8 protein-coding genes are annotated in these 12583 nt (G+C 48.4%); 5 read left to right on the forward strand and 3 right to left on the reverse strand.

The features are described from left to right. Positions 1 to 40 precede the first annotated feature (40 nt). Together CD05_RS0102990 and CD05_RS19425 are read right to left on the reverse strand one after the other, a co-directional pair. Entirely contained in the window at positions 41 to 2146 is a 2106-nt protein-coding gene (locus tag CD05_RS0102990) for a hypothetical protein (RefSeq protein WP_028509246.1), read from the reverse strand. Between the two features lie 68 nt (positions 2147 to 2214). Further along, positions 2215 to 5301 carry a leucine-rich repeat protein gene (locus CD05_RS19425; protein ID WP_051588792.1) on the reverse strand — a complete coding sequence of 1029 codons (3087 nt, stop codon included), beginning with the start codon at positions 5299 to 5301 and terminating at the stop codon, positions 2215 to 2217. A 172-nt stretch (positions 5302 to 5473) separates the two neighbouring features. Between CD05_RS19425 and CD05_RS17250 the strand changes: the two genes are divergently transcribed. The 5 genes from CD05_RS17250 (at position 5474) to CD05_RS0103020 (ending at position 11616) form a co-directional block, all read left to right on the forward strand. Beyond that, positions 5474 to 7216, forward strand: coding sequence for a GGDEF and EAL domain-containing protein (locus CD05_RS17250; RefSeq protein WP_051588793.1), 1743 nt, complete (start codon positions 5474 to 5476; stop codon positions 7214 to 7216). 149 nt (positions 7217 to 7365) lie between these two features. Next, positions 7366 to 8694, forward strand: a complete 1329-nt coding sequence (gene rimO, locus CD05_RS0103005; protein ID WP_028509247.1) for a 30S ribosomal protein S12 methylthiotransferase RimO — start codon at positions 7366 to 7368, stop codon at positions 8692 to 8694. A 27-nt stretch (positions 8695 to 8721) separates the two neighbouring features. Further along, entirely contained in the window at positions 8722 to 9297 is a 576-nt protein-coding gene (gene pgsA / locus CD05_RS0103010) for a CDP-diacylglycerol--glycerol-3-phosphate 3-phosphatidyltransferase (RefSeq protein WP_028509248.1), read from the forward strand. 17 nt (positions 9298 to 9314) lie between these two features. After that, positions 9315 to 10727, forward strand: a complete 1413-nt coding sequence (gene cysS / locus CD05_RS0103015) for a cysteine--tRNA ligase (protein ID WP_028509249.1) — start codon at positions 9315 to 9317, stop codon at positions 10725 to 10727. Positions 10728 to 10746: 19 nt separating this feature from the next. Next, on the forward strand, positions 10747 to 11616 hold the full coding sequence (locus CD05_RS0103020) for a peptidylprolyl isomerase (protein ID WP_037322766.1): 870 nt from the start codon (positions 10747 to 10749) through the stop codon (positions 11614 to 11616). A gap of 242 nt (positions 11617 to 11858) precedes the next feature. Here CD05_RS0103020 and CD05_RS0103025 read toward each other — a convergent pair whose 3' ends face one another. Continuing rightward, complete coding sequence (locus CD05_RS0103025; protein ID WP_028509251.1) at positions 11859 to 12578, reverse strand: hypothetical protein; 720 nt, start codon at positions 12576 to 12578, stop codon at positions 11859 to 11861. Positions 12579 to 12583: the final 5 nt, after the last annotated feature.

Genomic DNA, 12583 nt, shown 5'->3' on the forward strand with positions numbered 1-12583 from the left:
AAAAAAAGCACGCTTTTTACAGCGTGCTTTTTTGCGGCCTTTAATTGCCTTTTTTCTTGTCGTATTCCTTCATCGCTTGTTCGACCTTTTCCCAGTAAACGTAGCCGAATTCTTTCTTTGTCCATTCTGCAAGGAAGTCGGCCTTGGCTTTCAGGTGGGGATAACTGCTGATGCCCTCTGTGCCGAATACATAGGGCTCATCGTCTGTGCCGTCGTATTTGTATCTGTGCGAGAGGATACACTCTATCAGAGTTGCCCTGTCCTCCATGGCGGTGACTGTGCTGTAAGAGCTGATGAAGTAGGGGAGCGACGGGTCAAGCCCCTCGTTTATGTCGGCGTATTCGAGCATAGTGTCATTGAGCTCTGATGATGAAGCATAGCTGTCGAAATCTGAAGAGTAGTAGAAATCATAAGGATTGAGCTCGCTCCATTTGCTCTCATCAAGCGGATCGTTTCGTGAAACAAGGTTCTCGACTGTGTGCCACATCTCGTGGTCGAACGATGCCTGGGTGTAGTTTATCATAGATGACTGTATCGCTATGTCATACCACATACCCGACGTGTAGGCTATGCCGCCTGCAACGAAATCCGAGTAATCGTCGTTTTTGAGCGCATCTACAAGAGCCAGGCGGAAGCCGAACTTGCCGTTCTTTGTCTTGAAGTGCTCAAAGAAGCCCTCGGGGTAGCAGCCAAGTATCTTGTCAAGCTCGTTGAGTGAGAACAGCTCGTCCTCGACAGCATACGGGTTTTCAGAGTCTTCCCGGGAAACGAAGACATAATCAGATGTCTTTTCCGATAGGCCGACTTCATTTCCGACGAGTATGCGTATACCGTATTTTTCCTCCAGCTTGTCGGCGGCTTCTCTTACTTCCCTGAACTTCTCGCCGACTTCGTAGACCTTTTCCTTGGCAGGCTCTGTTTCCTCGCTCTTAAGCTCTTTGTCGTAGCTTAAAAGTGCAGGGTCTGTCATCATAAGATGAACGTGCGGATATTCAAAGCTGCCGGTGATGATGCCGTATACCCAGCGCTTTATGTCCTTGTTATAGCAAGGTAGGACGCTTATGATATCTTCGGTTGTGTCGGGCTTTATTTCTGCTGTCTTGCCTGTTTTAAGGTCAAGCATAAGTATCCTGCTGATGTAGGTGTCGTTGGTGCTGTCGTTGACCAATAATGTTGCGTAGCTGCTGTTCAATGAACCCATGACATTCAAATATGCGATGCCTTCAGACTGGTCGATGATAAAGCGTGTGTGCCTGTCTGTGCTGTCATAGGGTGTTTTTTCAAGATAGAAGGCTGTGTTGCTGTTATCGTCAGGCTCAGCGGTCGTGTAGATGTAGCCCTCGGCTGACAGGAAGGAATTCCAGTCGCTGCTCTCTGTTTCTATCAGCCTCTCGTTTGTGTCGAGCGAGTAGATGCCTGCCGAGTAGCCGGAGTCAGAGTTTTCGTCAAACTCTGTCATGTAGTAGGTGCGGTCATAGGTGTTTATGTCTGATGCCATGGATACCTCGCTGCTGACAGCGGTCTTTGTCACCTTGCCGGCGGTATCTATACTGCACAGCTCGTATGTCGTCGGGTCAAACCAGAGTATGCAGTTATTCTGTGCATCAGCTGCAAAGGTCGGCAGATACTCCTCGCCGGTGCTGACTGTCTGCGGCTTGCTCTTGCCCTTGGGGTAGAAATTGAGCTGCACGCCGTCTGCAAAAGACGATGTGACGATAGTTTCATCGCTAAGGCCGCCTACGAGCATCTCCGTATCATCAGTGAGCTGCAATGTCCTGACAGTCGCACCGCTTACTATGTCGTATACCGAGACTGTGCTTGCATCATATGTGTGAGTATGCAGCAGCAGCGTCTGGTCGGGGCCGTTTTTCATATCGACAAGGTCGCCTTCGGCTTCAAAGTCCGGCAGCGTCTCGCTCGGCTCTTTCATTGGCGGCATAAGGGTCGCTGTGGTCGTGGTGGTAGTGGTTTGCTCGGTGGTGGTAGTCGTTTCAAGGGAGTCGTCCTTTGCGGTGGTGGTCTGTGCTGCGGTCGTCTCCTGCTGTGATGAGCTCTTTGAGCTGTCGGAAGATGAGCAGCCTGTGCTCATAATTGTGACAGCTGCGAGCATGAGAGAAGCAAGTCTTGTTGTGAGATCGTTTTTCATATTACACCTCTTAAATTCCCTGACACCGCCTGTGCAGCATCGGGGAACGTGAAATTATTCAGTTGCTTTTACTTGAGGTTTACCTTCCAGCCGGCAAGATACTGCTTAAGAAGCAGGCCGTCCTTGAGGTCTGTCTTGCCGTCGCCGTTTACATCTGCGTTTGAAAGGTTGATACCCACCTTCCAGCCTGCAAGATACTGCTGCATTAGCAGGCCGTCCTTAAGGTCAACCTTTTTGTCGCCGTTGAGGTCGCCGGGCACACGCTCTGAAAGGGCAGGAATGTTCTCCACGTCCTTTGTCTGTGTCTCGAACGCCTTGTTCTTGAATATTGCGATGTAGGTCGTAACGCCCTTTGTGGTGGCTGTGGCAGGGGTCTTGACCTTTGATGTCATTGTGGCAGCTTCTTCTACCTTCTCGCCGCAGAGTGTGCATACGCATGTCGCTGTGCAGACAGGTCCGAGCTTGCCGTCTGTCCATTTATACTCAGGCTTGCTGAACTCATGCTCCTTTACGGGGATATCCTTGACTATCTTTGACTGTGTTTTGAAGTTCACGCCGTGTGTATTTGCAAATGTTGCAGTGTAGTTTGTCGTACCCATTATCGAGCAGGTGGGCTGAGATGCTGCCTTGCTGGTCACAGTTGCTTCTTCGGTCACTGTCTCGCCGCAGCCGGAGCATACAATGCTTGCCGTGCAGGCGGTATTGTCATCGCTCCATGTGTATGTGGGATCTTCAGCAAAGGTGTGGGTGTGTCCCTCAGGCATTATTATTTCGAGCTTGCTGTAATAATTCTTTTTTGCGTTTGAAAACTCTGCGATATTCTCAGTGCTCATTTCATAGGTGAAAGTGCCGTATGCATCAGAGGTATCCTTTCTGTTTGCATAGATGGTTCCGTCCTTAACATAAAAACCTACGTCACTGGTCGTCTTGTCGCCGCAGTTAAGGTCAATGTGGTACTGGTCATAACCGCTTGTCGTCATATAGACCTGGAGAAACAGCTTGTTGCCGTCAATTGTCTTAAGGTTGTTATCGCTGAGTATCTTATAAAGGTTCTCATAGCTGCTTGCGGCATAATCCCATGTGGTAGCTGTCCTTGAAAGGTCAACAGTCATCGTACCCAGATCCTTGCCCCTCTGTGATACGGGTATGGGCTCTATCGTTACGTCCAGAGCGGCCTTTACAGAGTCGTCAGTGTCTTTGTATACTATGTGGCCGTTATTTACATAGCCGCCCTCGGGAGATGTTACCTTGCTGTTTAAAAGCACGATCTTGTCAAGCCATGTCGTGCCGTTTGTACTGCTTGAATCTATCCAGTGAACATTCGAGTTGTCGATTATCAGCGTTTCGCTTGTACTACTGGTTCTGTCATCGGATATGCTGCTGGTGTTGGGGTATTTGTGCTTCATGTCTATGTTTGCGTCCTTGATTGTCACAGTAACATTTCCATCAACATAGATATTAGTCCAATAACAGTCTGATTTGACCTTGCCGTTGCCTGTGACGGTAGTATTCGCATTGCACGCAAAGCCCGTACCGTCCTGTGATATAAGGGTGCAGTCATTTGGTATATTGATTGTCAGCCCGTCAATGCCCGTGTTTGCAACAATAGTTGAATAGCAGTCAACATCGCCGTTAATAGTCAGTGTCTTGGTCTTGTTGTCATAGCTGAATATTCCGTCGCCGAAAACGTCAGCACAGTTCTTATCAGTTACCTGCTTGCCTGCGACCTTGAGCTCATAGGCGTTGCCTGCGTCCTCAAAAACGGGGGTAACGGTAGTGGTGATAGATGTTATTGACGGCTCTGAACCGTAATTCACCTTAGCCTTGATTATGTTTTCAATGGCATTGTGGTTAAAGCCGGTCAGCTCTCTGCATGAAATGAATGTGTTGCTTCCGCAGTTTACAGAGCCGCCGTCTGCATAAGATGTGCTGTATGCTTTGTACTCAACACTGCTGCTTATCTTATAGTGACTGATAGTCTTGCCTGCGGGTATCAGAGATTCATCGGGGGTTATGGTTATCTTTGCGCCCTTTGGTGCATCGTTTATAACATTGCCCGAGGTCTTGGGTGCATTGAGGGTCACATAGTATTTGCCGCTTGTCTTATCAGTTGCAGATTTAAGAGTGAGCGTTGCTTTCTCTGCAAGTGTATCAAACAGCTCATCTACGTCAACGAAGGTGTAGCCTTTGGTTTCTGCACAGCTCTCAGCGTCAGTGCCCTTGTAGCCGTAGACAACAGCGCCGTTAGCCATATTGCTGATAGAATCGCTGTAGGTCATCTTAGCATTTTTCGGGATATATATAGCTTTAAGCGAGCTGCAGTAGCCGAAAGCGGCAGGATCTATTGTTTTTACACTCTCGGGAAGAACTATGTATTTAAGTCTGTCACAGTCATAAAAAGCATAACTGTATATGCTTTCCAGAGTATTGGGCAGGGTTATATCTGTGATCTTATCGCAACCGTCAAATGCACGCATACCTATACTTTTCAACTGGCTGCCCGGAGCAAATGTTACTGTGTTCAGTTTGTCGCAGCCGTAGAAGGTACTTGCTCCTATGTTCACAACGTCCTTAGGTATCCATACACTCAAAAGCGAATCACAGTTATAAAAAGCATATTCGCCAATTGTTGTGACTGTGCTCGGTATGCTGAAGCTATCAAGCTTTATACAGCTTCTGAATGCGTCACGCCCTATCGTTGTTAGTTTAGCGCCCTGCAAGCTGACGGTTTTCAGAGCCTTACATTCGATAAAGGTTTCATTGCCGATAGTTAGCAGCGTTGATGGCAGCGTTACGCTTGTTATAGTATTGTTAGGACTGCCAAAAAGATTATGAGTACTGTTGTCAGCTTCTATGGTGCCGCTTATCCCTGTTACAGTCAGCCTCTTGAATTTTGATTTGTTTATTACAGAGGGTATTGTAACAGATGTGGCAGCCGCATCTTTCAGGGCAACACCCGTGACAGTGCAGGTGCCTTCACCCGTCGTCTCATCAAATGATGTCTGCTCATACGTCCATACGCCATAGCTGTCCTCATAGGTCAACGTATCCGCACTTACCGTCATCAGCCACCCCTCAGGCAGCAGCGCCGTGAGCGATATCATCAGCATAAGCGCCGTGACAAGGCTCAGTAGCCGTTTTCTTGATTTTTTCATATTATTCCTCCTTAATTGATAATAGTATAATATACAATTTATATAATAGCATACAAGAGACGGCTTGTCAAGAACTTTTTGTATGAAAAATTAACAGAGTATTAACAAAATAATCCTTGTAATGTGCTATACTTTTATCAGATGTAATTTTGTTACAGAACGGGGGATATGTATGAATACGTATTATGATGCCAATACAGGCGGCAAGATACCTACCGGGCTGCCGGGCGGTTTCTTTATCTACGAGGCTGACGATGACGAGGAGAAGATACTCTTTGCCGAGACGAATGTCTGCAAGCTCTACGGCTGCGAGGATTTCAAGGAGTTTATGGAGTATACCGGCGGCTCCTTCAAGGGCATGGTACACCCTGACGACCTGCACAGGATAGAGAACCAGATACAGGCGCAGACAGTCTTCGGAGAAAAGAGGCATGACTATGTGCGCTACCGCATACTCACCAAGCAGGGCGAGGAGCGCTATATCGAGGACTTCGGCCACCTGCTCCACTGGTTAAACGGCAAGAGCTTTTTCTATGTTTTCATAATAGATGTCGATAAGAACGAGTTTTTCAACCGCTCACGCAACTCCTTCGCCGAGGCTGAGATTCTTTCGCATAATAACGAGACTGACCAGCTGACAGGGCTTTTCAATATGTCGTTTTTCTACCATAAGATACAGCTTCTGCTCAATTCCTACGAGGGCAGGAGAAAGGATTTCTCGTTCATACACTTTGATATACCAAACTTCAAGCTCTTTAATGAGCGCCACGGCTTCAAGCGTGGTGACGAGCTGCTTTGCGACCTCGCAAAGACGATAAGAGACACCTTCAAGGGCGCCACAGTAGCAAGATTTTCGGACGACCACTTCTTTGTCTGCACCGCCGACGATAAGCAGAAGGTAATAGACAGGGTAGAGAAGGTCTACAAGCAGATGCTCATGACCGAGGACCCGAACAAGAAGGTCAGGATAAAGGCCGGCATCTATTTCCTTGATGACCGCTATGCAGAGGTAGGTCTTGCCTGCGACCATGCACGCCTTGCCTGCAACAGCATCAAGGGCAGACATGATATAAACTACTGCATCTATGACGAAATGCTCAGAGAGCAGCTGAGAAAGCAGCAGTATGTCGTTGACCATATCGACGAGGCTGTTGAAAACGGCTATATCAAGGTCTACTACCAGCCGGTTATCCGTGTGAGAACAGGCGAGATATGCGGCTATGAGGCGCTTGTCCGCTGGTCTGACCCGAAGATAGGCATTCTCTCTCCGGCTGATTTTATCGAAACGCTTGAACAGTTCCACCTTATCCATATAGTTGATAAATATGTCGTCAAGCGTGTCTGCGAGGACTATAAGGCACTCAAAGAAGCCGGCGAGCCGGTCGTTCCTATGTCTGTCAATATATCAAGGCTCGATTTCGAGCTGTGTGATATCTTCGGTATAATCGAGAACATAAGGGCAGAATACGATGTACCCAGAGAAATGCTCGATATCGAGATAACAGAGAGCGCCCTCAACGACAACGTAGGCTATATCAAGAGCGAGTGCGATAAGATGAAAGCTCAGGGCTACCACATCTGGCTCGATGACTTCGGCAGCGGCTATTCTTCGCTCAACACGATAGCCGAGTATGACTTTGACGTGCTCAAGCTCGACCTCGTGTTCCTGCGGAGCCTTGACCATAACCCCAAGACGGCCGTGCTGATGAAGTTTATCATGCAGGGTGCCAGAGCAATGGGTCTTGCACCGCTTTGCGAGGGCGTTGAGACGGCTGAACATTTTGAGTTTTTAAAGAAAGCGGGCTGCGAGCGTGCTCAGGGCTACTTCTTCGGCAAGCCTATGCCTATGGACGTGTCAAGAGCCTTCACCAAGGGCAAGGGACTTACATGGGAAGAAGCTCCTGTCAGTGAATAATAACAATAGTCCCCGGGCTCAGTTCCCCGGGACTTTTTGTTAAATAAATATATTTAATTAAATTATTTCGGCCATTATAGCCCCTTTACAAACCCTATTAAAAGTGGTATAATAAAATAATACTGAGTTTGTTTATAGGAGAGATAATAATGGCTACAAGAGTAGGTATGGTCTCGCTCGGGTGTCCGAAGAACCAGATAGATGCCGAGCATATGCTGTTTGCGCTTAAGGCGGAGGGCTTTGAGCTCGTACAGGACGCAGCGCTTGCTGATGTTGTTATAATAAACACCTGCGGCTTTATAAGCGATGCCAAGCAGGAAGCTATAGATACGACTCTTGAATTTATAGAGCTCAAAAAGGAAGGCAGGATAAAGGCTGTGATAATGACCGGCTGCCTTGCTGAGAGATACAGAGAGCAGATAATGCAGGAGATGCCGGAGCTCGATGCCGTTATAGGCCTGGGCTCAAACGAAAAGCTCGTTGATATTATAAGGGATATCTTTGCATACCATAAGCCCGTGCAGTGCTACGGCGAGTGCGAGGCACTTGCTATGGAGGGCGGCAGGATAATCTCGACAGAGCCGTTCTATGCATACCTCAAAATAGCCGAGGGCTGCTCGAATTACTGTACATACTGTGCGATACCCAGGATAAGGGGCAAATTCCGCAGCAGAAAAATGGAAGATATCATCGAAGAAGCCAGGTGGCTCGCAGAGCACGGCGTCAAGGAGCTTGTTGTGATAGCTCAGGACACCACACGCTACGGCGAGGATAACTACGGCAAGCCTATGCTGCCCGAGCTGCTAAGAGAGCTTTGCAGGATAGACGGCTTTAAGTGGATAAGAACGCTCTACAGCTACCCCGAGAGGATAACTGATGAACTTATAGATGTAGTGGCGAGCGAGGAAAAGCTCGTGAAATACTTCGATATTCCGATACAGCACTGCAACAGCGAGGTGCTGCGGCGTATGAACCGCCACTGCAACAAAGAGCAGATAACAGAGCTTGTAGATAAGCTCAGGACACGCATTCCCGGCGTGATACTGCGAACGACAGTCATTACCGGCTTCCCCGGCGAGACTGAGGAGCAGTTTGAGGAGCTGACACGCTTTGTCAAGAGCGCACGCTTTGAGCGCCTTGGTGCATTTGCATACTCCGCCGAGGAGGACACGCCTGCTGCTGTGATGCCCGACCAGATAGATGAAGACATCAAGCAAAAGCGCCTTGAAACGGTCTATAACGACCAGAGCTTCATTATGGACGAGAACAACGAAGCGCTTATCGGCAGGACTTTTGAGACAGTGTGCGAGGGCTTTGACAGATACGCCGAGATGTACTACGGCAGAACATATATGGATGCCCCTGAGATAGACGGCAAGGTCTTCTTTACAAGCGGCAGAAAGCTCGCAGCAGGGGAGTTTGTAAGTGTCAGGATAACTGACATACTTGACTATGATCCTATTGGCGAGACTGTATAATAAATCATATAAAAGGACAGATCTGATATGAATTTACCGAATAAACTGACAGTTTTGAGAGTGCTGCTGATACCGTTCTTTGCGGTGTTCGTGCTGCTCTATATCCCGTATCACTGGATTTGGGCACTCATTGTATTCGCAGCAGCTTCGATCACAGATATGCTTGACGGCAAGATAGCGAGGGCGCAGAACCTTGTCACTACCTTCGGCAAGTTTTTGGATCCGCTGGCTGACAAGCTGCTCGTTATGACAGCACTTATCACTCTATGCTTTGAGCGTCTTATCGACCCTGTGGCGGTAATAATAATCCTCTCCCGTGAGTTTATGGTAACGGGCTTAAGGCTCGTTGTTGCAAACGAGGGCGTGGTCGTCGCAGCAGGCATATGGGGCAAGCTGAAAACTGCATTCACTATGGTCGCACTTGTGGCTATCATGGCACTTCAGATATTCTTCCCCGACGCAAAGGGCAGCCCGGACCTTAACTGGAACTCCACAGTGTTCCTTGTTAACGAGGCTCTTATCTGGGTATCAGTCGTGCTTACGGTGATATCCGGCATGAAGTATCTTAAGGGTTATTGGAAATATATAGATTCAAGCAAATAAAGAAGGGAAACATACTAATGAGAATATATAACACACTTTCACATAAGGTCGAGGAATTCGTTCCGAATGAGCCTGGCAAGGTATCTATGTATACCTGCGGCCCTACCGTTTATCACTTTGCGCATATCGGCAACCTCAGGAGCTATATCATGGAGGACGTGCTTGAAAAATATATGCGCTTTACCGGCCTTGATGTCAAGAGAGTAATGAATATAACAGACGTAGGCCACCTTACCTCTGACGGCGACACCGGTGAGGATAAGATGCTGAAAGGTGCCAAGCGTGAGCACAAGAGCGTTATGGATATCGCTAAATTCTACACCGACGCTTTCTTTGAGGACTGCAAAAAGCTCGGCATCAAGACACCTGATGTGGTAGAGCCTGCAACACACTGTATAGATGATTTTATCAGAGTTATATCATCGCTTATCGAGAAGGGCTATGCTTACGAGGCAGGCGGCAATATCTACTTTGACACCTCAAAGCTCAAAGAGTATTACGTTTTCCACAATTTCAACGAGGAAGACCTCGAAGACGGCGTGCGTGAAGGCGTTGAGAAGGACGAGAACAAGAAAAACAAAGCCGATTTCGTGCTCTGGTTCACAAAGAGCAAGTTTGACGATCAGGAGCTCAAGTGGGATTCTCCGTGGGGTGTAGGCTACCCCGGCTGGCATATCGAGTGCTCATGCATATCAATGAAGCACCTCGGCGAAAAGCTCGATATCCACTGCGGCGGCATTGATAACGCATTCCCTCACCACACAAACGAGATAGCACAGAGTGAGGCCTACCTCGGCCATAAGTGGTGCAACTACTGGTTCCATATACTCCACCTGAACACAAATGACGGCAAGATGAGCAAGTCAAAGGGCGAGTTTTTGACAGTCAAGCTGCTTGAAGAAAAGGGCTATCCGGCTGTTGTTTACCGCTTCTTCTGCCTGCTCTCGCACTACAGAAAGAGCCTTGTGTTCTCCTGGGAGAATCTTGACAACGCAAAGACTGCATATAACAAGATACTTGCAAAGGTAGCTTCGCTGCAGGGCGAGACTGCCGGCGATATAGACAAGGCGGCATATGATGCGCTCATGGCAAGGTTTACCGAGGCGCTCGATAATGATATAAACACATCTAACGCTATAACAGCGCTCTACGATGTGCTCAAGGCTGATACAACACCTGCTACAAAGCTCGCACTCATCGACGAGTTTGACAAGGTGCTCACTCTTGATATCACTGCAAATGCCAGGAAGCTCTCACAGCAGAGCGAGGAGACAGAGCTCCCGGCTGAGGTGGCAGAGCTCGTGGCTTTGCGTGCTGCCGCAAGAAAAGAAAAGAATTTCGCCCTTGCCGACGAGCTCAGGGACAAGATAACCGCCCTCGGCTACAAGATAGAGGAAACAAGACAGGGCACTAAAGTAACAAAGCTGTAATAAGCATTAAGGAGAAACAATGGCAAAGGATAAGGATAATGAGATAAAGCGCCTGCCAAGGGGCAGAAATATGACTTCAAGGCGCTTTAAGGTGTTCTTCCAGTTCTCGATGATAGGTCTTGCTTTTGTCATGGTGTTTGCGGTGTTCTATCGCTGCACTGTACAAAAAAACAGACTTGATTCCGACGATGTGGAGATAATCCAGTTCGATACGCCTGCTGACGATGCGCCTGTGTGCGTGTTTGAGACGACTATGGGCACATATAAGGCTGTGCTCTACCCGGATATCGTGCCGGATTACTGCGAATATTTCACAGACCTTGTGAATGACGGCTACTATGACGGCACATATGTCTTCGCAGTTCAGGACGGCGTATATTTCATGGGCGGCTCGAAGACTGATGACGGCACCACAAATGACGACACCAACACCAAGAACTACGAGCGAGAGCTCTCGCCAAAGCTGTGGCCTTTCAAGGGCTCGCTGGTGGCTTTCGGTGACGAGAAGGGCCTGTTTGTAAAGGAAACTCTCGCAGGTTCGAGGATAATGTTTGTAAACTCTGTTGAATTCACCGACGAATTCAAGGAGGAACTCGACAACGCAGGCGGCAACAAGACGCTTGTCGAGGCATTCAAGGAGCACGGCGGCGTGCCTAACTTCTCGCAGCAGTATACAGTGTTCGGCCAGGTCATTGACGGCATGGACGTTTACGACAAGATATGCTCAGTCGAGGTCAACAGCGAGGAGACCAAAAAGCCGATGAACGACATACAGTTCACAAAGGTGTATATGACCACCTACGGCGAGATAAAAAGCAGCCTGTCTTCTTCCGACAGCTCATCTGACAGCGTGGCGGACAGCAGCGAAGAAAGCAGCGAGAGCAAATAACTTAAGGCAACACCGCACAAAGACCGCCTGAAGGCTTTGTACGCAACTTACTTGCATCTTTTCCGTCATATTACACATTTTTTCCTTGAAATACGGTAGTATTCCTTCGGAAAATCTGTGCAATCTGACGAAAAAGCTGACTGCGCAATTTGCGCACAATCTTCGTGCGGTGTTGCCTTAAAAATCAATAAACCCCGGAGCTTGGTGAAGTGACCACAGCTCCGGGGTGTTTTTATATTGTGTCAGACTGAGAAGTCAGGAATAGCCTTTTCAAGCTCTGCTATTATTATCGAGTAGGCCTTGCCGTCTACCATTGAAACGCATACCCAGAGGCCGTCGCAGTCATACTTTGAATCTGAGCCGTTTGTTTTTACTGGGGTGCCGAGAATTGAATCTGCATCTGTGATGCCTGTCTTAAGGCCGCAGACAGTCTCGGGGGCAGGCTTGTCAGAGTTGCCGTTGTCGTAGATCATGACGTTTGATACCTTGCCTTCAAAAACGGTAACGTCCATGCCGGAGTACACATATATATCGTCCATGCCGACCTCAGTGCAGTGAGCAGCCTGGAAGTTGTCGCTGTATCCGCCGAGGGATTTTTCTATGTCAGCAAATGTGTCGCCTATGCTGAATTCAGTGCCGTTGTACTTTATCTTCAGCTTGTCAGCAAAAGTCTCCTCCTTGGGGGCTTCGGCTGTGGTAGTCGTAGTTTCGGCTTCCGAGCTGTCAGGAGCAGAGGTGGTGGTCGTAGTCTCAGCCTCTGATGAATCGGCGGCGGCTGTGGTAGTTGTGGTCGTAGTCTCCTCCTCAGAGCTGCTGTCGGCAGGGGCTGCCGTGGTGGTCGTCACAAGCGATACTGTGCCGGATTTCGAGCTGCTTTCACTGGTGTCGCCGCAGGAAGCAAAGCTCATCATAACTGTCACTGCAGCGGCTGCTGCGATAATTGCTTTTGCTGTTCTTTTCATAATGT

This window comes from Ruminococcus sp. NK3A76 (genome assembly GCF_000686125.1).
Taxonomy (GTDB): Bacteria; Bacillota; Clostridia; order Oscillospirales; family Ruminococcaceae; genus NK3A76.

Bases quoted from the DNA above. Each gene is read 5' to 3' on its own strand.
- CD05_RS0102990 (WP_028509246.1), bottom strand. From the start codon at position 2,146: ATGAAAAACGATCTCACAACAAGACTTGCTTCTCTCATGCTCGCAGCT.
- CD05_RS19425 (WP_051588792.1), bottom strand. From the start codon at position 5,301: ATGAAAAAATCAAGAAAACGGCTACTGAGCCTTGTCACGGCGCTTATG.
- CD05_RS17250 (WP_051588793.1), top strand. From the start codon at position 5,474: ATGAATACGTATTATGATGCCAATACAGGCGGCAAGATACCTACCGGG.
- rimO (WP_028509247.1), top strand. From the start codon at position 7,366: ATGGCTACAAGAGTAGGTATGGTCTCGCTCGGGTGTCCGAAGAACCAG.
- pgsA (WP_028509248.1), top strand. From the start codon at position 8,722: ATGAATTTACCGAATAAACTGACAGTTTTGAGAGTGCTGCTGATACCG.
- cysS (WP_028509249.1), top strand. From the start codon at position 9,315: ATGAGAATATATAACACACTTTCACATAAGGTCGAGGAATTCGTTCCG.
- CD05_RS0103020 (WP_037322766.1), top strand. From the start codon at position 10,747: ATGGCAAAGGATAAGGATAATGAGATAAAGCGCCTGCCAAGGGGCAGA.
- CD05_RS0103025 (WP_028509251.1), bottom strand. From the start codon at position 12,578: ATGAAAAGAACAGCAAAAGCAATTATCGCAGCAGCCGCTGCAGTGACA.